Here is a 24,114-nt window from a genome sequence, read left to right on the forward strand (position 1 = left end):
ATGTGAAGGCCTCTTCGCGAGCAAGCCCGCTCCCACAGGGGGCCTGTGCTCATCATGATGGTTGTGACCGATGAGGGTAGACGGTGTTCGAGGCTTGTCAGGAATCACTGACTGACGGCGCCTGGGGCACGGGGCGGGTTTTCACGGTGACGAACATTTTGATGCGGTCGCCGATTTCCTGGAGGGTATGGCGGAACGGGTCGTGTCTTTCGCTGGTGGTCGGGTCTTCGAAGCTCCAGACCATCACTTCACCGGTAAACGGCATGCGTGAGGCCTCTTCGCAAGACTTGTCGCACAGGGTGATGACGTAGTCGAATTCCTGACCTTCGAAATCTTCGAGGGACTTGCTGCGCAAGCCGCTGGCATCGACACCGATGTGATCGAGGGATTCGAATGTGCGCGGGTCGATCTCGCTGGCCTCAAGCCCGGCGCTGAAGGCCTGGAAATCGGCAGGATCGGTGTGGCGAAGCAGGGCTTCAGCCATGGGTGAGCGGACATCGTTTCGGGCGCAGACGAACAGCACGCGACGGGGGTCGGTCATGGGTTTACCTCGGCTGGCAGGTTTTTAGTGTTTGCTCATCAATCCATGCAGAACGCCGAACCGCAGACCCGGTTCAGACGCAATCATGTGCGTGATCCCGAACACCTTGAATGCCGCCAGCATCACCACCAGACCGCCGGGCAGAATGCTCAGGCGGTGGATGGGCAAACCGGCCAACTTGAGGTGTTTCACATGTTTGACTTCCAGCAGGCGCAACGACAGGCGCAACAGGCCACCGTAGGTGATGCCGCCTTGGCCGTCATCATTGAGGCCATTGGCCTTGAGCACCTTGGCCAGCATCCGCGCCGTCCCTGAAGAACCGATCGCCTGCTGCCAACCCATGGCGCGATAGCGGCGGGCAATGCGTTCGAATTGCACGGTGGCTGCACGTTCGGCCTCCAGCAGCGCTTCGGCCACGATCCGCCCGCCGTGGAAGTAATGCGCACCGAAGGTGCCGCTGCCGATGGCAATGCTCTCGGTGACCAGCAACTGGTCGCCACGGCCGATGATCATTTCCGTGGAGCCACCGCCGATATCCACCACCAGCCGCGTGGTTTGCGCCGGCAAGGTGTGGGCGACGCCGGCGTAGACCAGTTGCGCCTCTTCGTGACCGGAAATGACGTCGATGCGAAAGCCCAGGTGCCGCTCGGCACTGGCCAGGAACAGCGGCGCATTGTCCGCTTCGCGTACCGCGCTGGTGGCCACCGCCCGCACGCGCCCGGCCTCGAAGCCGCGCAGTTTCTTGCCGAATCGCGCCAGCGCCTGCCAGCCACGGTCCAGCGCCAATTCATCGAGCGCCCCGCCCTGCAGGCCCTCGGCCAGACGCACCGGTTCACGCAGGGTTTTCACTTCCTGGATGACCATCTGCTGGTTCCGTCTCACCGACTGGCCAATCATCAGGCGAAACGCATTGGAACCCAGGTCGATGGCGGCAAACAGCGGGGCGTCTTTCATATGGGGTTCCTTGCACATTCATCTGCCGGCGGACTGACGGCCGCCAGTCACTCAAGACGGATTGCGAGGATCTTGCCATTGCTTCGATGACACCCGGATGACAGGCCTGGAGTTCTGACCCACGCCACAACAGTGGCAGGATTTTCGGCATCCTGATGGATGGCCATGAAGCTGTCATCGAATCGTCATGAACCGAGCGCCATACTCAGTCCATCCAATGCGTGCTTTAACTTTCCGCTGCCAGTCCCGGCAGCTTTTTTTTGCCTGAAATTGCCCTTACAAACACTCCTGCGCCGCACGCTCGAACGTCGACGGCACGAAGGTCGACGCCAGCAGCTTGCGCTCGTACAGGAACACCTTGCCGCCGTTCGAGGCTTTATAGGTTTCAAGCACGTTGTCCGCAGACACTTTGCTTGATACGACGATCCGGTAGCTGCGCTGGGTCTGCGACACCGTTGGGTTGAGCGCATCGTGCTGCAACTTCGGCACCACGCAATGGGTGTACTCCTCCGGCGACTTGCTGGTCTGCAAGGTCATGGTCGGATCGTTCGGCGTGGCACAACCGGCCAGCAGCAGCGAAGCGAAGGCCAGGCTCGGGGCAAAAACAGTGCGCATGTATCAGGTCCTGAATAGAGATCCACGGTGGATCGGGTTGCCCGCCGTTCAATGGACGTCGGGCTTGTTAATTTGTTGTTGCGGTCAATCCGGCGGTTACCAGCGCCTTCAACGACGCATCGAACTGTTTCAGCGCGGTCAGTTGCAGGTCGCGTTGCTGTTCGATTTGCGCGGCGATCTCGGGCGCGGTCTTGTCATGCACCCATACCGACGGCAGTTGTTTTTCCACCGCGCCTTCGGCCTTGCCGATGTACTGCAGGTTGGCGTCGTAGAATCGCGCGGCGAAACGCGCCTCGACCCGGTCGTTACGCTGGGTCAGCAACTGGTTGTGGGTATCGAGCATCACCACCACATCGGGATGGGCCTGCACCAGGGCCTCGAGATTGTCGTAGACCGTCACCGACAGAAAAGTGTGGTGCAACGAACCCATCAGCCAGTCGATGGCCAGGTCCGGATCGGAACTGTTGACGAACGCCTGGCGAATCCGCGTATCCAGTGCGTTCTTCGCACCGTTGACGGCCACCGAGTGGTATTGCTCAAGGTATTGCAGGTTTTCCACAGTGTTGTCGCTGTAGAGCACCCCGACCGTCTGACCGTATTGCAGCCCGCTGTGACCGCCAGTGATCGGCGGCAGATGGCAGGCGCGTGCATCTTCGGCAAAGGCCGATGCGGTGGACGCAACACTGCCCAGCAACAGGGCAATCACAGCCAGTCGGGTCAAGATTTTCATCGCGCAGGTTCCTTGAGCAGCGTGTTCAATGCAGGCAATTTTCCGCCTTTGCGCACAAAACAGAACTTGCGATTCTTGATGGTGACTATTGATTGAACCAATAGTGTGGCGGCGGGGTTCCCGCGGGCGAAAAAAAGCCCGGCTCGACCGGGCTTTTCACGTCAAGGCGACAGGTATTGCGTTTATTGAACGTTCTTCAGCTTAACCACATCACCGGAAATCTTGGTGGTGTAACCCGTCAGGACCCACGCCCAGAACCAGCGCTCCTGCACCTGTGTGTTGATCATGGCATCGCCGCCTTTGGCCTTGATTGCCTCGTCCTGTGCGCGCACAAAACGACTGTTCTGACGGATCGGGATGATGCCAAACAACAACAGGCCGGTGGCGCTCGCTTCACTGTGGCCCAGCACGGTGTACTGACTGCTGTCGTAATGCTGGGTATTCATCGGGGCACTGTTGCAACCGGCCAGTACCAGACCGAACAGGGTAACGGCAGCCACTTTACTGAGGTATTTCACTGAACAACTCCAGAGGGGGAACGCCCGAGATCAATTCTCGGGCGGTGCGCATCCTAGCGAAAATGATGCCTCATTGATATCACCCTTGAAGCTGACCACAGCAATAGTGTTCAGTTGGCGCAAATTTACCGGTCTATGGCGCATACATTGCTGTGGCGACAGCTGCAATCAGCGGATAGTCAGAAGCTTTATCAAGGAGAGAAACAATGGTCACTTGCTACCTGAAATACGTGCTCGACCCCTACCAGCTCGACGCTTTCGAGCACTACGGCAAGATGTGGATTCCCCTGGTGGAAAAGTTCGGCGGCCAGCACCACGGCTACTTTTTGCCATCGGAGGGTGCCAACAATATCGCCCTGGCGCTGTTCACCTTCCCCAGCCTGGCGGCGTACGAACATTACCGGCAGCAGTCGATGAACGATCCAGAGTGCATCGCAGCCTTCAAGTACGCCGAGGAGAAGAAATTCATCCTCAGCTACGAGCGTTCATTCATGCGGCCGGTGTTTGGCGAGCAGGCGCGCTGAGTCAGCCTTTTTGCAGATCCAGGCAATAAGTGTAGTAACCGGGGTCGCGCACCCAGCCCAGGGATTCATACAGGCGCTGGGCGGTGAAGTTGTCGGTGGCGGTTTCCAGGGTCATGCCTTTGCCACCGGCCAGCTTCGCAAAATCCCGGGCTGTGTTCATCAGCACGGTGCCGACGCCTTTGCCCCGGGCGGCGGGCGTGGTGAACAGGTCACCGAGCAGCCAGGTGCGATGGGCGTCGATCGAGGAAAAGGTCGGGAACAGCTGGACGAAGCCGAGGTTTTCACCATCGCTGTCCCGGGCAAGAAAAATCACCGATTCATCCCGGGCGAGGCGCTCGGCGATGAAAGCGCGCGATTGCGAAAGGTTCGACGGCTGCTGGTAGAACATCCGGTAGGCGTCAAACAAAGGGGCGATCTGGTCGATGTGCGATGCGTCGGCGCGCAGGGCCTGAATAGCCATGAGGGTGCTCCATTGCGGTCTCAAGGAATTACAGACTAGCAATGGCGAGGCAACAGCGACGTAAAATTTTCTGAAAGCACCGCCGTCCACTGTGGGAGCGAGCTTGCTCGCGATGGCGGTGGATCAGTCGACATTGACGCTGCCTGACACTCCGCCATCGCGAGCAAGCTCGCTCCCACATTAGATTTCCACATTGGATCGCGGATTGCGGTCAGACCCGCACATTACGCCCCGGCAGCGAAGTACGCTGGCTGCTTTCCCAGCCCTCGACCAGCCCCACCGGCACATCCGCCGACGGCAGCATTTGCACGCCACGCACCAGGTCGGATGCCCGTTCGGCGAGCATGATGGTCGGCGCATTGAGGTTGCCGTTCGGCTCGGTCGGGAACACCGACGAATCGATCACCCGCAGACCGGCGATACCACGCACGCGCAATTCGGAATCGACCACCGCCATGTCGTCCTCGCCCATGCGGCACGAACCGCACGGATGGTAGGTGCTTTCCAGGTTGTCACGCACGAAGGCGTCGAGGTCTTCGTCGCTGGTCACCTGGGCGCCCGGGGCGATCTCGCCGTCGCGGAAGCGGTCCATGGCTTTCTGGCCGATGATCTCGCGGGTCAGGCGAATGCAGCGGCGGAAACCTTCGCGGTCCTCTTCCCGCTCCAGATAGTTGAAGCGGATTTCCGGATGCTCGTACGGATCAGCCGAGCGCACGCGCACATAACCACGACTTTTCGGTTTGTTCGGCCCGGTCAGCACCATGAAGCCATGGCCCTTGATCGGCTTGTTGCCGTCGTAGCGCATCGCCGCCGGCAGGAAGTGGAACTGGATGTCCGGCCAGCGCAGGCCCTTCTCGGAGCGAATGAAACCACCGGCCTCGAAATGGTTGGTGGCGCCCAGGCCGTCCTTGAACAGCAGCCAGCGCAGACCGATCATCAGTTTGCTCAGCGGGTCCATCTTGCTGTTGAGGGTCACCGGTTCCTTGCAGCCGAACTGGATGTACACCTCGGCGTGATCCTGCAGGTTCTCCCCTACTCCCGGCAGGTCATGGCGCACGCCGATCCCGGCCTTGCGCAGGACGTCCGCCGGGCCGATGCCCGAGCGTTGCAGCAGGTGCGGCGAACCGATCGGCCCGGACGAGATCAGCACTTCGCGGTTGCAATACACCTGGTGGGTCTGGCCGCCGTGGTCATACATGACCCCCACCGCACGCTTGCCTTCGAGGATGACCTGCCGGGTCATCGCATGGGTGATCACCGTCAGGTTCGGACGGCCCATGGCCGGGCGCAGGTACGCGTTGGCGGTGGAGCAGCGCACGCCATTCTTCACAGTCATGTGCATGGCACCGAAACCTTCCTGCATGTAGCCGTTGCAGTCTTCGGTCTTGATGTAGCCAGCTTCCGCGCCGGCTTCGACCCAGGCACCGTACAGCGGGTTTTTCATGTGGTTGCCGTTGGTGGTGTGCAGCGGCCCGGTTTGCCCGCGGTAGCTGTCGCCGCCCGATTCGTAGCTCTCGGCGCGCTTGAAGTACGGCAGGCAGTTGCGATAGCCCCAGCCTTCGGCCCCCAGGGATTCCCACTCGTCAAAGTCCAGTGCATGGCCACGGATGTACACAAGGCCATTGATCGACGAAGAGCCGCCCAGCACCTTGCCCCGTGGGCAGTGAATGCGCCGGCCGTTGAGGTGGGTCTCCGGCTCGGTTTCGTAGCGCCAGTTGTACTTCTTGGTGTTCATCGGGATCGAGAATGCGCTCGGCATCTGGATCACTACGCTCTTGTCACTGCCGCCGAATTCCAGGACCAGCACCGAGGTGGCCGGGTCTTCGCTCAGGCGGTTGGCCAACACACAACCTGCCGAGCCTGCGCCAATGATGATGTAGTCGTATTTTTGCGTAGCCATTTTTTGCGTGGTCATGACTATCTCCCGACCGTTGATTCAGTGAATACCGGCATAGGCTGCTGTTTGTGGGTCAGCGTGTCGCCGGTGGTGTATTGCGGGGAGTTTTTCTCAATCTGCTGGATCACCGCTTCTTCGCGCTTGAGGTCGATCGAGCGGCTCAGCCAGTAGTACGCCAGGCCCGATACGATCAGCCCGACCAGCCAGGCGATGTCGATGCTGCCCAGCGCCTTGGCGAGCGGACCGACATACACCTCGCGCTGTTCAACGCCGTCGAAGATGTAGAAGAACGGGATCATCGAGATAAAACCGATGGCATAAGCGGCGATACCGCGCAGTCCCCAGCTGCCGTAAATGTTGCCGTGGGGCATGAAGAAGTGCGGGATGGCGTAGCGGCCCTTGCGCACGAAGAAGTAGTCGGTGAGGTTGACCGAGGTCCAGGGCACCAGGAAGTACAGCATCACCACCAGGTAGATCCCCAGTACCGACAGGCCTTTGCCGGAACTCTGGATGCTCAGGGCCACGCCCAGTTGCAGCAGGATCACGAAGCCGATGGCCAGGATGCGTGCCTTGCGGGTTGGCTCGATGTGCTTGATCGAGTCGACGCAGGTCAGCGTGGTCAGCTTGGCGCTGTAGATGTTCATCGCGATCACCGGCAGGAACGCCAGGATGGTAACGACCACCACCGCCGTGCCCACCAGCGGCGACACAGTGTTGCCGACTTGCCCGAGGGCCACCAGCACGTCAGTGGAGTGCAGGTGATCGGCCAGCCAGCCACCCACGGAAATCATCCACGCACCGGACAGCGACGCCCCAAGGAACACCACGGCGATCAGCTTGCCGCTGGAAGTATTCTTCGGCAGGTAGCGCGAGTAGTCCGACACATAAGGCGCATAGGCGATGTTGTAGCTGGCGGCCGCCGCAAACTGCGCGATGAAACCGGTCCAGTTGAAACCCAGCGGCTCCCGGGCCACTTCGCCCGCCGCCAGCGCCGGCATTACCGCGTCCGGCACCCAACCCATCAACACCGCCACGGTGACAAGGCCATACAGCGGCAGCGACAGGAACAACGCCCATTTGAAGCTGCGGTGCATCCAGTCATGGCCGAGAATCGCCAGCACCGCCGCCGGTATGGTCACCGCCACCGCGATCACTGCGGGGTTGAAGCCGAACAGCGTGTGCAGCCCCTGCATCATCAGCACCAGGTTGACGATGTTGAAGCCGGCGAACACGAACAGCGTCGCCAGCAGCACCAGGATCACCCCGCGATAACCGAACTGCGCGCGGGACTGGATCATCTGCGGCAGGCCAAGGTGCGGGCCTTGCGAGCCGTGAAACGCCATGAACAGCGTGCCGAACATGATGCCCAGCGTGCCGGCGAGCGTGGTCCAGAGCGCGGTCAGGCCGACGCTCGGGCCAACGAAGCCGATGGTCATGGTGAAGAAGGTGAAATTGCCGAGAAACCAGAACGGGCCCTGGCTCGACAGTTTGTCGGTGCGCTCGTTCTCGGGGATGAAGTCGATCGAATGCCCCTCGACGACGGATTTTTCATCGAGGCTGGACACGCTCGGGGCGGACTTGGCGTTAGTGTTCATGATGGACTCTTATTGTTGGAAGATCATGACGAGATAACCGCGTTCTTTCGGGTGAACGACTCCCCTGTGGCCCTGAAAATGGGACTGCTGCGCAGTCCAGCGGGAGCAAGCTCCCTCGCCACAGGTTCAGTGTTGCCCGTGCCTACCTGGCGTTGTTGCTGGAACCGAAAACCTGTGGGAGCGAGCTTGCTCGCGATAGCGGAGGGTCAGGCAACACAGATGTCGAATGTGCAACCGTCATCGCGAGCAAGCTCGCTCCCACAGGAATTGAGTCAGCCCTGACTCAAGGCAGCGTGATCCACACCGCCTTGGTTTCGAGCAGGTAGTCGAGCTGCTCGGCGCCCAGGTCCTTGCCGAATCCGGACTGTTTGTAGCCACCGAACGGCATCGACGGATCGAGGGTACCGTGGGCGTTGACGTAGACCGAACCGGCCTTGAGGCGCGGGATCAGGCTGTGCACTTTTCCGAGGTCGTTGGAATACAGTGCCGCCGCCAGGCCGTAAGGCGAGTCGTTGGCCAGGGCCAGCGCTTCTTCCTCGTCGTCGAACGGTGCGGTGACCAGCACCGGGCCGAAGATTTCTTCCTGGACAATGCGCATGTCGTTGCGGCAATTAGCGAAAATGGTCGGCTCGACGAAGAAGCCAGGGCCATCGACCGGTTGACCGCCGTAGACCAGTTCGGCGCCTTCGGCCTTGCCGGTTTCGATGTACTCGGTCACGCGCTGCTTTTGCAACGCCGAGACCAGCGGGCCGATGAAGCAGTCCGGGTCCAGGCCCGGGGCCATTTTCAGGGTGCGCGTGTAGGCGATCAGCTCACGCAGGAATTCGTCGTAGACGCTGCTATGAATATAGGCCCGCGTACCGGCGTCGCATACCTGCCCGGAGTTGAAAAACACGCCGTTCGCAACCGCTTGGGCGGCGGCCGGGATGTCGGCGTCGGCACAGACGATGACCGGTGATTTACCACCGAGTTCGAGGGTCAGCCGCTTCATGTCATCCAGCGCTGCGCGGCCGACAGTCTGGCCGACCGGGGTCGATCCGGTGAAGGTCAGTTTGTCGATGCCGGGATGGGTGGCCATGGCCGCGCCGACCACGCTGCCGCGCCCGGTGACGATGTTGATCACGCCGTCAGGGATGCCCGCTTCCTGCACCAGTTCAGCGAAACGCAGGGCCGACAACGAAGTCAGTTCTGCGGGCTTGACCACCACGGTGCAACCGGTCGCCAGCGCCGCGCCGAGCTTCCAGGCCATGGTTTGCAGCGGGAAATTCCACGGCACAATGGCGCCGACCACACCTACCGCTTCCTTGCGGGTATAGGCCAGGTAGTTGCCCGGCAGCGAAGGTTCGACAGTACGGCCGTGCAGCTTGGTGGCCCAGCCGGCGAAGTAGCGCAGGGTATCCACGGTGCCCTGGATGTCCACGTCCTTGGCGAAGGCAACCGATTTGCCCATGTCGATGGATTCGATTTGCGCCAGTTCATCAGCGTTCTGCTCGATCAGGTCGGCCAGGCGCTGCATCATGCGCTCACGTTCCGCGGGCTTGGCCTGGCGCCAGGCGCCGCCGTCGAACTGGGCGCGGGCGGCTTGCACGGCGCGGTCCAGGTCATCGGTGGTGCCCATGGGAATGCGGGTGATCAGGCCTTCGGTCGAGGGTTCGATCACATCGGAAGTCTGGCCGTCGCTGGCCTCGACCCAGGCGCCGCCGATGAACATCTTCTGGACCTTGCAGAGGAAGGTCTGGGTGGCTTCGCTGACGCCGAATTTTTGCAGGTAACTTTTGACGATCGTGTCCATTTTTGTTCTCTCTGCCCGGCAGTCAGGGCCTGCCGGGTCACTGGTTTCGATGATCAGGCTGATGCGGTTTCGCTTTCGGCGGCGGCCCGCACCTTGCCTCGCTCGTGGAAGATGAAACCGATGCTGTTGAGCAGCAGTTGCGCGGCGAGGATCGAGGTCATGCCGGTCGGGTCGTACACCGGCGCCACTTCCACCAGGTCCATGCCGACGATGTTGCCCTTGCTGCGCTTGGCCAGGGCCTGGATGATTTCCAGCACTTCGTAGTAGAGAAAGCCGCCGTGGCTCGGGGTGCCGGTGCCGGGGGCGATGGACGGGTCGAAACCGTCAATGTCGATGGTGATGTAGTAGTTGATGTTCTGCGGGATCAGCGCCAGCACGCCTTCGACACCGAGACGACGCACATCGCGCACCGAGAGGATTTTCGAGCCGGCTTCGTGGGCCGCTTCGTAGTCATCACGGTTGGACGACGACACGTTGCGAATGCCCATCTGGGTCATGCCGACAATGTGGTTCATTTCCGAGGCGCGGCGCAGCGGGTTGCCGTGGCCATAGCGAACACCGTGGCGCTCGTCGACGAAATCCAGGTGCGCATCGAAGTGAATGATGTGGATCGGGCCGCGGCCTTCGAAGGCCTTGATCACTGGTGCGTGCACCGAATGGTCGCCGCCGAGAACAACCGGCATGACACCAGCGTCGAGGATCTTGCGCACGGCGTACTCGGTGTTCTTGTTGCTGGTAGCCATGTCGGTGTGGACGATGTCGGCATCACCGACGTCGACCATGCGTACGTCCGATGCGGTGAGGTACATCACGTCATCTTCATGATCGTAGGCGCCGGCGTGGCCGAAGGAAAACAGCGTCGATGCTTCGCGAATCCCGCGTGGTCCGAAGCGTGCGCCGGAGCGCCACTGGGTGCCCATGTCGTTGGGCACGCCGAGCACCGCGACGTCGGCATCCAGTGCATCCCAATCGGTGCACACCGGGGATTTGCCAAAGGTGCAATGACCCACGAATGGCAGGTTCAGGCGACCGGATTCATAACCGTTGTTCGACATTTCTAGCCTCTCCACTTCTTGTTATCGGCTTGACGGACTGCAAGGCGACCGCCGTTGGAAAGACTATGGGCGCAGGTTTTCGTGGAAAAAATGCTAAACATCAGATACTCATATCGGCATTCCCGATGCATCCCCATGCCGGAGGTCCCAGATGATCCAGCTGCACGATGTCGACCTGAAACTGCTCAGGGTGTTTGCCACGATTGTCCGCTGTGGCGGTTTCTCGGCCGCGCAGGCGGCGTTGAATGCCGGGCAGTCGACCATCAGCGAACAGATGACCCACCTGGAAACCCGTCTTGGGGTGAAACTCTGCCAGCGTGGGCGCAGCGGCTTTCGCCTGACCGAACAAGGGGTGGCGATTCATGAAGCCACCCAGCGCCTGCTGTCGGCGGTGGAAAACTTCTGCATGGACGCCGACGTGCTCAAACAACACATCAGCGGCAAGCTCAACCTGGGGATCATCGACACCACGATTACCGACCCCGACTCGCCGATTCCGCGCACCACACAGCGCTTCGTCTCCCGCGGGCATGATGTGCACCTGAACGTGTACGTCGGCACCCCGGCGGAACTCGAAGAACGGGTGCTCGACGGTCGCCTGCACCTGGCCATCGGGCACTTCCCGATCCATGTGCCGGGCCTGCTGCAATCACCGCTGTACCAGGAAGCCCTGGGCTTGTATTGCGGGCGGCGTCACCCGTTGTACGGCAGCCTCGCCGAAGGTGAGGAGCTGCTCGAAGAAGTCGCTGCGGGGCGCATCGTCGTGCGCGGCTACATGCAGCAATACGACCTCGAACACCTGGGCGTCAGCAAGGCGGCCGCCACCGTGGACAACATCGAAGCCACGGCGATCCTGATCATTTCCGGCGCCTACCTGGGTTTTCTGCCTGAGCACTTCGCCGCCCAATGGGTCAAGAGCGGCGAGATGCACCAACTGGCACCCGCGAGCCTGCGCCTGAAATCACCGTTCGACGTGATCACCCGTCGCGGCACGGCACCGCCACCGATCCTCCAGGCGTTCCTCGAGGACCTGGCCGCCAGCACCCGTAAAACCGGCAAGCCGTGAGGTGACACTCGCCAAATTCAAATTTTGCCGGGCATACTGATTCGGTTCGCCAACCTTGCAGGCCCGTCATGCGCATCCACGTCACCTTCATCGACCGCGTCGGAATCACCCAGGAAGTGCTGGCCCTGCTCGGTGGACGCAGTTTCAATCTGGACGCCGTGGAGATGGTGCCGCCGAACGTCTACATCGATGCGCCAACCCTTGGCGCCGAGGTGCTGGAGGAGTTGCGCGAGGCGCTTTTCGGTGTGCGCGGCGTGCAAGCGGTGACCATGGTCGACATCCTTCCGGGGCAACGCCGGCGCCTGCAACTGGACGCGTTGCTGGCAGCCAGTTCAGACCCGGTGCTGGCGGTGGATGACCGAGGTCATGTGCTGCTGGCCAACCCGGCGCTGATCGCCCTGTGCGGGCGCGAACCGGCCGGTGAATCGCTGACCGCGCTGTTCGACGATGCCGATTTGCAACGCACCTTGATCGCTCACCATTTCCGCCTGCCGATGCACGAGGTCAGCCTCGGTGGCCAGACCTTGCTCCTCGACGCGATGCCGATCACCGACGCCGGCGCCCTGCTCACCTTGTATCAACCCAATCGCATCGGTGAACGCCTGTCGGCGCTGCACCATGACCATGCCGAAGGCTTCGATGCGCTGCTCGGCGAATCACCGCCGATCCGCGCGCTCAAGGCGCGTGCGCAACGGGTGGCGGCCCTCGATGCGCCGCTCTTGATCCAGGGCGAAACCGGCACCGGCAAGGAACTGGTGGCCCGCGCCTGCCACGCCATCAGCCCACGGCACGACGCGCCTTTTCTGGCCCTGAACTGCGCGGCACTGCCGGAGAGCCTGGCCGAAAGCGAGCTGTTCGGCTACGCCCCCGGCGCCTTCACCGGCGCGCAAAGGGGCGGCAAGCTCGGCCTGCTGGAACTGGCGGACCAGGGCACGGTGTTCCTCGATGAAGTCGGGGAAATGTCGCCCTACCTGCAAGCCAAGTTGCTGCGTTTTTTGAGCGATGGCTGCTTCCGTCGGGTCGGTGGCGATAAAGAGGTCCGGGTCAATGTGCGGGTGCTCAGCGCGACCCACCGCGACCTGGAAAAAATGGTCGCCGAAGGGCGTTTTCGCGAAGACCTGTTCTACCGCCTCAACGTGCTCAACCTGCAAGTGCCGCCACTGCGCGAGCGCGGTCACGACATCCTGCTGATGGCCAATCACTTCATGCAACAGGCCTGCGCGCAGATCCAGCGGCCGGCGTGTCGTTTGGCACCGAGCACCTTCAGCGCCCTGCTCGGCAACCGCTGGCCGGGCAATGTGCGGCAATTGCAGAACGTGATCTTCCGTGCAGCGGCGATTTGCGAAAATCCGCTGGTGGACATCGACGATCTGGACATCGCCCGCACGGCGGTCGAACGGCAAAACGACGGCGAAGTCGGCAGCTTGGAAGAGGCTGTGGGTGACTTTGAAAAGAATCTGCTGGAACAGCTTTATCGCAGCTACCCGTCCAGCCGGTTGCTCGCTGCACGATTGCAGACGTCCCATAGCGCCATCGCGATTCGCCTGCGCAAATACGGGATTCCCGCCAAGCCCTGAGTGATCTGTCGGAACACATTGTCACCTACAACACATTCCCCTGTGGGAGCGAGCTTGCTCGCGATGAGGCCGTGTCAGTCGATATCAATTTTGCCTGTCACACCGCAATCGCGAGCAAGCTCGCTCCCACAGGGGATCAGTGGTGTTGCTGAATTCTTCGTCTGTAAATCGATACAGCGTAGCGAAATCAAGACAATCCCTTCCACGCCAACAATCACGGCGCTTGCCCCCAAGGCCATACCTGCTTGTATTGAATTCAATACGAGCGAGATGTCACAAACTCCGCACAAACAACTCAACCTATTGATTTAAAACAAATAAAAAACATTGGCACCACCCTTGCTATCACTCCTCCAACCCCGCTCGTCGCCCCGCCACGAGCCTTAAAACAATAAGGAGTTGAGATGAGCGAATTGCGTTTTACCGTCGATCACGAATGGCTGCGCCTTGAGAGCAATGGCCTGGTCACCGTCGGCATCACGGCGTTTGCCCAGCAGGCGCTGGGGGATGTGGTGTTCGTTCAGGTGCCTGAGCTGGGCGCCTTCGATGCAGGCGCTGAAGTGTCGGTGCTGGAATCGGTGAAAGCCGCCAGCAGTATCGGCATGCCGCTGGACGGTGAAGTGGTCGAGATCAACGCGACACTGGAGAACACCCCGGAACTGGTCAACGAAGACCCATTGGGCGAAGGCTGGTTCTTTCGCTTCAAACCGGTCGATGTCCAGGCGTTGAGCGATCTACTGGATCAAGACGCCTATGAACGCCTGACCGCAGAACACGCCGACGCTTGAAGCCCCCTACGCATTTCCCGAATCCGAAAAAGGACCACACCATGTTCAGCAAGCACGACCAGATCAAAGGCTACGACGACGAACTGCTGGCGGCGATGAACGCCGAGGATGCGCGGCAGGAACACCACATCGAACTGATCGCCTCGGAGAACTACACCAGCCAGCGGGTGATGCAAGCCCAGGGCAGCGGCCTGACCAACAAGTACGCCGAAGGCTATCCGGGCAAGCGCTATTACGGCGGTTGCGAGCACGTCGATGTGGTCGAGCAACTGGCCATCGACCGCGCCAGGCAGCTGTTCGGCGCCGATTATGCCAACGTCCAGCCGCACTCCGGCAGCCAGGCCAACGCGGCGGTTTATCTGGCCCTGCTGCAAGCCGGCGACACCGTGCTCGGCATGAGCCTGGCCCACGGCGGTCACCTGACCCACGGCGCCAAGGTGAGCTTTTCCGGCAAGCTGTACAACGCCGTGCAATACGGCATCGACACCACCACGGGCCTGATTGATTACGACGAAGTCGAGCGCCTGGCGGTCGAGCACAAGCCGAAGATGATCATCGCCGGGTTTTCGGCCTATTCGAAGACCCTGGACTTCCCGCGCTTCCGTCAGATCGCGGACAAGGTCGGCGCGTACTTCTTCGTCGACATGGCCCACGTCGCCGGCCTGGTGGCGACCGGTCTGTACCCCAATCCCCTGCCCTACGCCGACGTGGTCACCACCACCACCCACAAGACCCTGCGCGGCCCCCGTGGCGGTCTGATTCTGGCCAAGGCCAACCCGGAGCTGGAAAAGAAGCTCAACGCCGCGGTATTCCCCGGTGGTCAGGGTGGCCCGCTGATGCACGTGATCGCCGCCAAGGCCGTGTGCTTCAAGGAAGCGCTGGAGCCGGCATTCAAGACCTATCAGTCGCAGGTGATCCGCAACGCCCAGGCCATGGCGCAGGTGTTTATCGAGCGTGGTTATGACGTGGTGTCCGGCGGCACCGACAACCATCTGTTCCTGGTCAGCCTGATCCGCCAGGGCCTGACCGGCAAGGACGCCGACGCCGCCCTCGGTCGCGCCGGCATCACCGTGAACAAGAACGCCGTGCCCAACGATCCACAATCGCCGTTCGTGACCTCCGGCCTGCGCATCGGTACCCCGGCGATCACCAGCCGTGGCTTCAAGGAGGCGCAGAGCATTGCCCTGGCCGGCTGGATCTGCGACATCCTCGACCACCTTGGCGATGCCGATATCGAAGCCAATGTCGCACGGCAGGCTGCCGCCCTGTGCGCGGACTTCCCGGTCTATCGCGACTGATCACACCACACAAAAAACCTGTGGGAAAAACCCTGTGGGAGCGAGCTTGCTCGCGATGAGGCCAATACATTCAGCATTGATGTTGAATGAAAGTCCGCCATCGCGAGCAAGCTCGCTCCCACAGGTTCCGTGCCCTGCCTGATTAGCTGTCTGCACAAGGAAAAACCATGACTGTCATTGCTGAAGCGGCGCAAAAAGGTCCAGCCAAAGTAGAGGTCGGCACCAAACTGCGCGGTGCGCAAAAGGTTGCGCGGATTCCGGTGAAGATCATTCCCACGGATGAATTCCCGCGCAAACCCGACTGGATTCGCGTGCGCATGCCGATCTCTCCCGAGGTCGACCGCATCAAGCAACTGTTGCGCAAGCACAAGCTGCACAGCGTCTGCGAAGAAGCCTCGTGCCCGAACCTCGGTGAATGTTTCTCCGGTGGCACCGCGACCTTCATGATCATGGGCGACATCTGCACCCGTCGCTGTCCGTTCTGCGATGTCGGCCATGGCCGGCCCAAGCCGCTGGACGCCAACGAGCCGATGAACCTGGCCGTGGCCATCGCCGAGCTGCGCCTGAAGTACGTGGTGATCACCTCGGTGGATCGCGACGATTTGCGCGACGGCGGCGCCCAACACTTTGTCGATTGCCTGCGCGAGATCCGCAAGCTGTCGCCCGGCATTCAACTGGAAACCCTGGTGCCGGATTATCGCGGACGCATGGACGTGGCCCTGGCGATCACCGCCCATGAGCCGCCGGATGTGTTCAACCACAACCTGGAAACGGTACCGCGCCTGTACAAGGCCGCGCGGCCGGGTTCGGACTTCGAGTGGTCACTGGACCTGCTGCAGAAATTCAAGCACGCGGTGCCCCACGTACCGACCAAATCCGGCCTGATGCTGGGCCTTGGCGAAACCGACGAGGAAGTCATCGAGGTCATGCAGCGCATGCGCGAGCACGATATCGACATGCTGACCCTCGGCCAATACCTGCAACCCTCGCGCAGTCACTTGCCGGTGCAGCGTTTCGTGCACCCGGACACCTTTGCCTGGTTTGCCGAAGAAGGCACGCGCATGGGCTTCAAGAACGTGGCGTCCGGGCCGCTGGTGCGTTCGTCCTATCACGCCGATCAACAACTCCATGGAGGTACGGACGGTTTCAAGCCATGATGGAATGACTGGTCATGCATGGAGCCGTTTCCGATGTCGCGTTCACCCTGTCTGTTGTTGCTGTGCCTGAGCCTTGCCACGCCGTGCATGGCCGACGAGTCGAAACCCGGGCACATGGTGTATGTGCGCAGCGTCGCCCCGGGCATCGAGCAGGACATCCGCTACGCCAGCGCGCACAACTTCACCGGGCACCCGCTCGACGGCTACCAGGCGGCAGAGTGCCTGCTGTTGGAGGATGCGGCGAAGGCGTTAGCCCGAGTGCAAAACTCACTGAAAGCCGAAGGCTACGGCTTGAAGGTATTCGACTGCTATCGCCCGACCCGCGCGGTGGCGGACATGGGACGCTTCGCCAGCGAACCCGGCGACCCGCTCAAGACCGAGTTCTATCCACGGGTCGACAAGCAGGACTTCTGGCGCCTGGGTTATGTGGCCCGGGTGTCCAATCACTCCCGAGGCAACACCGTCGACCTGACCCTGACCGGCCCTGACGCCCTGCCCGCCGACACCTGGACACCTTCGGCGATACCTGCGGATTGCACCGCCCCCTACGGCGAGCGCTGGCACGACGGCGCGCTCGACATGGGCACCGGTTTCGATTGCTTCGATGAGCGGGCGCACACCGACTCGGCGCTGATCAACGCCACGGCCAAGGCCAATCGCCAGCGGCTGACCAGTGCCATGGTCAAGGAAGGCTTTGTGGGTTATTCGGCCGAGTGGTGGCACTTCACGTACAGCGGGAATCCGCCGAAGCCGGACGTCATGAACTTCCCCATCACGCCGCTCGCACCATGAACATTCTCTTCAAGACCCTGTTGGTGGCGTTTTTTCCGCTGGCCGCCATGGCCCAGGGACTCGACGGCAGTGACCAACTGATCGTGGTCACCAGTAAAGGCTGGGATGACATCCAGGGTACTGCCCAGCGCTATGAACGGCACGGGCAGACCTTGCAGAAATTCGAAGCGCCCTTTGCAGTGGTGCTCGGCAAGAATGGCATGGGCTGGGGCAAGGGCCAACTCAACCCCGGGCGACCTGAAGGGCCGATCAAAAAGGAAGGCGACGGCAAGGCGCCGGCCGGGATGTTCAGCCTGGGCACGGCGTTTGGCTACGAGCCTTCGGCCAATACCCGCCTGCCCTACCTGGCGCTGACAGCGACCATCGAATGCGTGGACGACAGCCAGTCGACTCGCTACAACGAGCTGGTCGACAGCTCGGTCATTGCAAGAGACTGGAACAGTTCCGAACGCATGCGCCGCAGCGATGACTTGTATCGCCAGGGCATTTTCATCCGGCACAACACCCTGGCCACTCCCGCTGCCGGATCATGCATTTTCTTCCACATCTGGCGCGGACCCACCGCACCGACTCGCGGCTGCACCGCCATGGCCCCGGCGGATATCGCGCGGTTGTTCAACTGGCTGGACCCGGGAAAATCCCCGATGCTGGTGCAACTGCCCGAAGCGCAGTACGAACAGTTGCGCCAGCGCTGGGAACTTCCCGAACGCGAGTAAACGCTGAACCCTGTGGCGAGGGGGCTTGTCGGAACGCCGCATCGCCCCGTTGGGGCACGAAGTGCACCCAAAAAAGGGACTGCTACGCAGTCCAACGGGGGCAAGCCCCCTCGCCACAAAAGCCCCCTCGCCACAAATGCGGGAATTAACCCCGCTCAACCACCACGCCACTCATCGACGGCTTGGCCAGCGCGTAATAGATCACACCCGGCACCAGCAGCCCGACGATCCAGGAAATGTCCACGCCGCCCAGTTGCGCAACCATCGGCCCGGAGTAGAAATGGGTGTCGACAAAGGGCAACTGGATCAATACGCCGATCACGTACACGCTGATCCCCAGCACGTTCCAGCGACCGTAGCGCCCGTTCGGGTCGGACAACGCAGGAATGTCGTAACGTTCCTTGTTGATGAAGTAGTAATCCACCAGGTTGATCGCGCTCCAGGGGGTGAAGAACGTCAGCAAGAACAGAATGAAGTACTTGAACGAGTTGAGGAACGAGTACTGCCCCAGCAATGCCAGCGCGGTGGACGCCGCGACGATCAGCAGCACAAACAACATGCGCTGGCGGGCGGTGATTTCCAGGCGACGACGAAAGCCACTGATGATGGTAGCGATGCACATGAAACTGCCATAGGCGTTGAGGGTGGACACCGTGACTTTGCCGAACACAATGCTCAGGTACAGCAAGGACGCGATCACACCGCTACTGCCCAGGCCGACAATGGTCGCCACTTCGTGCCCACGGAAGTTCGCCCCGGCCAGTGCGGCGGCGAACACCCCCAGCACCATCGAAGTCTGGGCCCCCAGCACGGTGCCAAGGCCCACGGCGGCGAAGGTTTTCCACCATGAGGTCTTGCTCGGCAGGTAACGTGAGTAGTCCGCCACGTAAGGGCCGAAGGCGATCTGCCAGGATGCCGAGAGCGACACCGCCAGCAGGAAAGTGCTCCAGCCGAAATGACGGTTATCGAGCAGCAGGCCGATGTCGTTGAGGGTCATCAACCGGGTGAACAGGTAGGCGAACGCGATGATCCCCAGCACGCTGGCCACCCGCCCGACCAAGTGAATCACCCGATAACCGAAGATCGTCAGGAACGCGATGCACGCGGCGAAAATCAGGATGCCGGCGCTGTCGCTGACGCTGATCAATTGCGCAATCGCCTGCCCCGACAGCACCGCGCCGGTGGCGCTGAACCCCAGGTACATCAGGCACACCAGCACAATCGGGATTGCCGCGCCATACACCCCGAACTGCACTCGGCTGGAGATCATTTGCGGCAGCCCGAGCTTCGGACCTTGCGCCGCGTGCAGCGCCACCACGGCACCGCCCAACACTTGCCCGATCAACAGGCCGATCAGCGACCAGAACACATCGCCGCCCAGCACCACGGCCAGGGCGCCGGTGACGATGGCGGTGATCTGCAGGTTGGCGCCGAGCCACAGGGTGAACTGGCTATAGAGACTGCCGTGTCGCTCAGCCTCGGGAATGAAATCGATCGAGCGGGTCTCGATCAGGGGACTGCGTTGCGCACTCATGAGGGTGTTTCCTTTGAGGAACTGTTTTTGTTGTCGGGGCTGAACTTAGAAGGTCTTGGTGGCACTGGCAACGACCGTGGCCGAGCACAGGTCGTCATAGCCGTACCAACTGGCGCACTCGCTTTTCGACAAGTCCGTGTCGATATAGCTCAGGCCCCAGGTGACGCCGACGAAGTCGCGGGTCAGCTTGGCTTCCCACTCGTAGTAAGACTCACGGCTATCGCCATTGGCGGACCAGAACGCGGGGTCATTCACATCGTTGCGCCCAAAGCGCAGGTCCAGGCCGACTTCGGCCGGCAATTCGATTTTGTAGCCCAGGTAGGTGTAAAGGGTGTCCTGGTCCTCGCCGAAGAAGTTCGGCGTGTCCTTGGAGTAATAGGCACCCAGCTTCACACCGTACAGGTCGAGGACGGCATAGACCTCGCTGAGGTTGAAGTCGGAATTTTTCGGGTAGTCGTACTTGATGTAGCCCAGATCCAGGCTGATGGCATCCGTCGCCTGCCAGTAATAACCGGCGTAGTACTCAAGCTCCTGCCGGGTATCGAAGCCGCCGCCGAAATCGACGTTGGAGGTCCAGGCTCCGATGTACAGGCCGCTGCTGTGCAACAGCGTTGCGCCGCCCTGCACTGCCGGATCGCCCAAGGTTTGCGAGATGCCCCGGGTACGGTAGTCGCTGACGACGCCCAGGGTCATGTCCAGGCTGAAATCATCGTTGAGGGTCAGGGCCTGGCTGCTCAGGGGGATCAATGCCAGTGTCGCGAGGGTCAATGCTGAAAGTGCGTTCATACAGTTCTCTTGTTGTTATGGCGTACGGGAATTTCAGGCATGGCGATGCCAGGCCCCTCGCGCTACGAGGGGCTGGCGGTTTTTTGCGTGTGCTGGGTGTACGCAGGTCAGGACGCGGGGGCGTAGACCTGCTTGCCGGCGAAGAAGGTGTTCAGGACTTTGGTTTCGAACAGGTCGTCATCGCTGACCTTGAACACATCGCGGTCGAGGATGATCAGGTCGGCCTGCTTGCCCGGTGCCAGCGAACCGATCTGCTGATCCAGGCGCAGGGTTTTCGCCGCGTTGATGGTGTAGGCGTAGAACATGGTCTGGCGGTCGATGCTTTCCTTGGCATTGAGTACACCCAACGGCCCCTTGCGCGTGCTGGCCTGGGCAATGGCGTTGAACGGATTGGCGCTCGACACCGGCCAGTCGCTGCCACCGGCAATCGTCGCGCCGGCGTTATGCAAGGACCGCGCGGGATACTGGTAACCGTAGGCAAAGGCGCTGATGTAAGGTTTGACCAGTTCGACGGTGTAGGACTCGCCGGTGGCCCACAGCAGTTGCATCGAGGCAATCACGCCCAGTTGCTTGAAGCGCGCAAACTCCTTGGGGTTGACCAGTTGCAGGTGCGCGATGCTGTGGGGCACGGGTGTCGGGCTGAGTTTGCGCGCATACGCCACGCCATTGAGCGCTTCACGCACCGCGCGGTCGCCGACGGCATGCATGTGCACGATCCAGCCGCGTTTTTCCGCTGCCACCACCAGTTCGCCAAAGTGCGCCGGGTCGGTCAGCAGCTGACCGTCCTTGTGGCTGTTCTTGTACGGCACGACGACCGCCGCTGTTTGCCCCGGGAATTCGAGAATGCCGTCGACAAACACCTTGACGCCGGGGAACGTCAGGTTAGGCACGCCCTCGAACTGTTTCATTACCGTGGCGATCACCTCCAGGTCGGCAGGTTTGCTCTTCGGATTGGTGACCATCAGCGCGGCGACGTGGGCACTGAGTTCGCCGTTCTGCGCCAGTTCCTTGTACAGCGGCAGCACTCCGACACTTTCGGCGGTGGCATGGAAATCGAACAGCGAATCTTCACTGCCGCCGTTCGCCGCCGCGTCCATCCAGGCGGTGACGCCGAATTGATTGTTGATCTTCACCGCCTCGCGAGCGGCCTTGAGCATGGCCTCCGGGGTGGGCGCCGGAATCCCGTTACGCACCACGTCCCAGCGGGATTCGGCAAAGTAGCCGTTAGGAGTGAAGTCCGCTTCATGGCCGATGTAACCGCGTTCCTTTTCCGGCAGGCTCTTGACCAGCGCCGCGTCGATGTCCAGGCGTTTGAGCATCGCGTTGTTGGCCCAACCGGTGTGCCCGTCGATGCCACTGAAGACAATCGGTTGATCCGCCCAGCGTCCCTGGTTGAACACCTTGCCCAGTTCACGGCTTTTCTCCCAGTAGGCCGAACTGACCCCGGCCACGCTGATCACATCACCGGCGCGTGCGCGTCCAGCCTTGTCTTCTTCGATCAACCATTGCTCCAGTTCCGGCAAGGGTTTGACCTCGTCCAGCAGGTTGGCTTTCATGCTGTCGAAAGCGCCTACCACCGGGTGGCTGTGGGTGTCGATCATGCCCGGCATCAACACTTTGCCCGCCAAGTCGATGCGCTGGGTCTTGGCATCGGCCAGGGCATTGATTTCGGCATCGCTGCCCACTTTCAGAATCTTGCCGTCTTGCACCGCAACAGCCTGCACCAGCGCCTGGCCGGGTTCGGCGGTAAAGACCTTGCCGTTGAACAACACCAGGTCAGCGGCGGCCATCGCCTGCACCGACGACAAGGCCAGCGCGGCGGCCAACAGGTTTGGAATAAATCGCATCGGAACGCTCTCTAGTTTTTATTGGACGGATCGAGAAGTGACAACTTGGGAAACAACCTGTGGCGCCAGTCCCAGGAACGGCGCCTTGGCCCACACGACCTTGCCGCCGACCAGCGTCAGCAGCACGTCATTACGGCCCAGCTCCTCCTCGGGCACCTGCATGAAGTTCTTGTCGAGTACGATCAGGTCAGCGAACTTGCCGACTTCGACCGAGCCCAGCACCGCGTCCAGCTTCAGTTGTTCGGCGGAACTGAGGGTGATGCTGCGCAGCACCTCGGCTCGCGACAGCGCCGGATCGGCGTTGAGTCGCCCGGCATATTTGGGGCCATAGCTGTGCGGATTGCTCGGGTCGCCGGAACGGGTGACACCGACTTTCAGCGCCAGGAATTCATCCAGCGGATCGACCGGCCAATCGCTGCCAAAGGCCACTCGGCCGCCGGCATGGGCGATGCTGCCGGAAGGCTCCATGCGCTCGAATCGCTCGGCACCGAGGTGATCGCTGGTACCGTCGACCGTGGACGGGGCCTGCTGCGCCCACTGGAACGACATGGTGGCGGTGACGTCCAGTGCCTTGAAACGTGCGTAATCGGCAGGGTCGACTGACTCGGCGTGAGCGATGGCCGGGCGGAAGTCTTGACCGGGCAGTTGCTGACGCACGTAGGCAACGCTGTCCAGGGCGTCGCGCACCGCGCGCTCGCCGGTGGCGTGCAGGTGCGGATCGAGACCGGCCTTGACCGCTTGCAGCACCAGCGGATTGAGCACCTGCGGCGGGAAGTACAGCTCGCCCAGGTTCTTGCCCGGCGTCCACTTCGGTGCCTTGTCGGTGCCGCTGTTGTGCAGGTACGGGGTCAACATGGCGCCGGTGTCCGCCGGGGCATTGATGATGCCGTCCAAGAACAGTTTGACGTGGCGCATGCTCACGCCCGGCGCGACCTTCACGTCGCCCTGGTCGTAGGTGCTGGCCAGGGCCTTGGCCTCGGCGATGGTTTTCACCGGGTCGGCGGCCGCGGCGGCCGGGTCCAGCTTGATCGCCAGCAAGGCCCGGGCGGTCAGCTCGCCGGACTGTTGCAGGCGGGTGAAGGCCTTGCCGTTTTCCGGCCCTGCCAGCGCATCGAAGAAACTGGTGATGCCTTGCTGGCGCATGGCGTCGAGGGCCGCTCGCATCTGATTGAGTTTTTCCGTGTCGGTCGCCGGCGGCACCACGGCGGCCAACGATTCGGCGGCGCCGTCTTCACAAATACCGTTCGGGTTGCCGGCGCTGTCGCGTCGGTATTTGCCGTCTTCGGGGTCGGCGGTGTTCTTGTTGATCCCGGCCAGTTCCAGGCCGCGAGAGTTGGTCAGCACGGTGTGGAAGTCGGTGGAGCGCACCTGGATCGGACGCTGGGTCTTGAGCGCGTCCAGGGTCGATTTGTCGGCATCGCCGTCGAGCCCGGTCATGCCCATGCGGTCCCAGCTGCCCACTTCCAGCCAGACGTCCGGGCCTTTGTCCTTGTCGGCATCGAGGCAGGCCTGGATGCTCGCCTGAAACTGCGCGCGGGTCATGGTCTGGTATTTCAGGTCGCACAAGGTCATGGCGCGACCGCCATCCCCGGGGTGCATGTGCGCATCGACGAAGCCCGGCATCAGCATGCGTCCGGCCAGGTCGATCAGTTGTGTTTGCTTGCCGATGTAGCCGTCGACCCCGGCATCGCTGCCGACGTAGACGATCTTGCCACCTGAAATGGCGATGGCCTGCTGCACGGAATTCTGGCCATCGACGGTGTAGACGTAGCCGTTGCGCATGACCGTGTCGGCGGGCGTCGCACCCAATGCCATGCAGGAAAACGTCGTTGTCGACGCAACGGCGATGAACAACCTGGAAAGTTTCAAATG

Annotated in this window: 22 protein-coding genes; 8 read left to right on the forward strand and 14 right to left on the reverse strand. The window is 61.6% G+C overall.

All coding sequences use genetic code 11. The features are described from left to right. Positions 1–97: 97 nt before the first annotated feature. From AC1Q6Y_RS07425 to AC1Q6Y_RS07445, 5 genes are all read right to left on the reverse strand, one after another. Complete coding sequence (locus AC1Q6Y_RS07425) at positions 98–541, reverse strand: arsenate reductase ArsC (RefSeq protein WP_218496262.1); 444 nt, start codon at positions 539–541, stop codon at positions 98–100. Positions 542–565: 24 nt separating this feature from the next. After that, on the reverse strand, positions 566–1,495 hold the full coding sequence (locus tag AC1Q6Y_RS07430; protein ID WP_090456546.1) for a Ppx/GppA phosphatase family protein: 930 nt from the start codon (positions 1,493–1,495) through the stop codon (positions 566–568). 276 nt (positions 1,496–1,771) lie between these two features. Then, positions 1,772–2,110 carry a hypothetical protein gene (locus AC1Q6Y_RS07435; protein WP_492624295.1) on the reverse strand — a complete coding sequence of 113 codons (339 nt, stop codon included), beginning with the start codon at positions 2,108–2,110 and terminating at the stop codon, positions 1,772–1,774. Positions 2,111–2,177: 67 nt separating this feature from the next. After that, complete coding sequence (locus AC1Q6Y_RS07440) at positions 2,178–2,840, reverse strand: ATPase (protein ID WP_492624296.1); 663 nt, start codon at positions 2,838–2,840, stop codon at positions 2,178–2,180. A gap of 182 nt (positions 2,841–3,022) precedes the next feature. Continuing rightward, positions 3,023–3,358 carry a hypothetical protein gene (locus AC1Q6Y_RS07445; protein ID WP_090456550.1) on the reverse strand — a complete coding sequence of 112 codons (336 nt, stop codon included), beginning with the start codon at positions 3,356–3,358 and terminating at the stop codon, positions 3,023–3,025. A 206-nt stretch (positions 3,359–3,564) separates the two neighbouring features. Between AC1Q6Y_RS07445 and AC1Q6Y_RS07450 the strand changes: the two genes are divergently transcribed. Beyond that, positions 3,565–3,882, forward strand: a complete 318-nt coding sequence (locus AC1Q6Y_RS07450; RefSeq protein WP_102670496.1) for an NIPSNAP family protein — start codon at positions 3,565–3,567, stop codon at positions 3,880–3,882. 1 nt (position 3,883) lies between these two features. On the opposite strand, the gene AC1Q6Y_RS07455 is transcribed toward AC1Q6Y_RS07450, so the two are convergent. The 5 genes from AC1Q6Y_RS07455 to speB form a co-directional block, all read right to left on the reverse strand. Further along, positions 3,884–4,342 (reverse strand): GNAT family N-acetyltransferase, encoded by a 459-nt coding sequence (locus AC1Q6Y_RS07455; RefSeq protein ID WP_218496250.1) that lies wholly within the window; start codon positions 4,340–4,342, stop codon positions 3,884–3,886. A 211-nt stretch (positions 4,343–4,553) separates the two neighbouring features. After that, a complete protein-coding gene (betA, locus tag AC1Q6Y_RS07460) occupies positions 4,554–6,242 on the reverse strand; it encodes a choline dehydrogenase (RefSeq protein ID WP_090457955.1) in 1,689 nt (562 codons plus the stop codon). Between the two features lie 17 nt (positions 6,243–6,259). Next, a complete protein-coding gene (locus tag AC1Q6Y_RS07465; RefSeq protein WP_090456554.1) occupies positions 6,260–7,834 on the reverse strand; it encodes a purine-cytosine permease family protein in 1,575 nt (524 codons plus the stop codon). A 283-nt stretch (positions 7,835–8,117) separates the two neighbouring features. Continuing rightward, positions 8,118–9,626 (reverse strand): aldehyde dehydrogenase family protein, encoded by a 1,509-nt coding sequence (locus AC1Q6Y_RS07470; protein ID WP_340313976.1) that lies wholly within the window; start codon positions 9,624–9,626, stop codon positions 8,118–8,120. Between the two features lie 53 nt (positions 9,627–9,679). Next, positions 9,680–10,681, reverse strand: coding sequence for an agmatinase (gene speB / locus AC1Q6Y_RS07475; protein WP_057714206.1), 1,002 nt, complete (start codon positions 10,679–10,681; stop codon positions 9,680–9,682). Positions 10,682–10,832: 151 nt separating this feature from the next. Here speB and AC1Q6Y_RS07480 point away from each other — a divergent pair, with 151 nt between their 5' ends. From AC1Q6Y_RS07480 to AC1Q6Y_RS07510, 7 genes are all read left to right on the forward strand, one after another. Further along, on the forward strand, positions 10,833–11,747 hold the full coding sequence (locus tag AC1Q6Y_RS07480; protein ID WP_090456558.1) for a LysR family transcriptional regulator: 915 nt from the start codon (positions 10,833–10,835) through the stop codon (positions 11,745–11,747). Between the two features lie 68 nt (positions 11,748–11,815). Further along, positions 11,816–13,324: a transcriptional regulator GcsR gene (gcsR, locus tag AC1Q6Y_RS07485; protein ID WP_223532167.1), complete on the forward strand. Its 1,509-nt coding sequence runs from the start codon at positions 11,816–11,818 to the stop codon at positions 13,322–13,324. 404 nt (positions 13,325–13,728) lie between these two features. Further along, the gene (gcvH, locus tag AC1Q6Y_RS07490; RefSeq protein ID WP_057714203.1) at positions 13,729–14,112 is read left to right on the forward strand and encodes a glycine cleavage system protein GcvH; all 384 of its coding nucleotides are present in this window, start codon (positions 13,729–13,731) and stop codon (positions 14,110–14,112) included. Positions 14,113–14,153: 41 nt separating this feature from the next. Then, positions 14,154–15,410, forward strand: a complete 1,257-nt coding sequence (gene glyA / locus AC1Q6Y_RS07495; RefSeq protein ID WP_057714202.1) for a serine hydroxymethyltransferase — start codon at positions 14,154–14,156, stop codon at positions 15,408–15,410. Between the two features lie 167 nt (positions 15,411–15,577). Then, complete coding sequence (gene lipA / locus AC1Q6Y_RS07500; protein ID WP_492624297.1) at positions 15,578–16,567, forward strand: lipoyl synthase; 990 nt, start codon at positions 15,578–15,580, stop codon at positions 16,565–16,567. Positions 16,568–16,600: 33 nt separating this feature from the next. Beyond that, on the forward strand, positions 16,601–17,359 hold the full coding sequence (locus AC1Q6Y_RS07505; RefSeq protein WP_492624298.1) for a M15 family metallopeptidase: 759 nt from the start codon (positions 16,601–16,603) through the stop codon (positions 17,357–17,359). Continuing rightward, positions 17,356–18,075: a L,D-transpeptidase family protein gene (locus tag AC1Q6Y_RS07510; RefSeq protein ID WP_492624299.1), complete on the forward strand. Its 720-nt coding sequence runs from the start codon at positions 17,356–17,358 to the stop codon at positions 18,073–18,075. Before AC1Q6Y_RS07505 ends, AC1Q6Y_RS07510 begins: the two co-directional genes overlap by 4 nt. 145 nt (positions 18,076–18,220) lie before the next feature. Here the strand turns inward: AC1Q6Y_RS07510 and AC1Q6Y_RS07515 are convergent, their stop codons facing one another. The 4 genes from AC1Q6Y_RS07515 to AC1Q6Y_RS07530 all read right to left on the reverse strand — a co-directional run bounded on the left by AC1Q6Y_RS07515 (position 18,221) and on the right by AC1Q6Y_RS07530 (position 24,057). Beyond that, positions 18,221–19,609 (reverse strand): purine-cytosine permease family protein, encoded by a 1,389-nt coding sequence (locus tag AC1Q6Y_RS07515; RefSeq protein WP_492624300.1) that lies wholly within the window; start codon positions 19,607–19,609, stop codon positions 18,221–18,223. A gap of 45 nt (positions 19,610–19,654) precedes the next feature. Beyond that, positions 19,655–20,395: a TorF family putative porin gene (locus AC1Q6Y_RS07520; protein WP_492624301.1), complete on the reverse strand. Its 741-nt coding sequence runs from the start codon at positions 20,393–20,395 to the stop codon at positions 19,655–19,657. A gap of 107 nt (positions 20,396–20,502) precedes the next feature. After that, complete coding sequence (locus tag AC1Q6Y_RS07525) at positions 20,503–22,242, reverse strand: amidohydrolase (protein WP_492624302.1); 1,740 nt, start codon at positions 22,240–22,242, stop codon at positions 20,503–20,505. Between the two features lie 18 nt (positions 22,243–22,260). Then, positions 22,261–24,057 (reverse strand): amidohydrolase, encoded by a 1,797-nt coding sequence (locus AC1Q6Y_RS07530; RefSeq protein ID WP_492624321.1) that lies wholly within the window; start codon positions 24,055–24,057, stop codon positions 22,261–22,263. Between the last annotated feature and the right edge of the window lie 57 nt (positions 24,058–24,114).

This window comes from Pseudomonas sp. GW823-FHT06E10, from assembly GCF_058794995.1.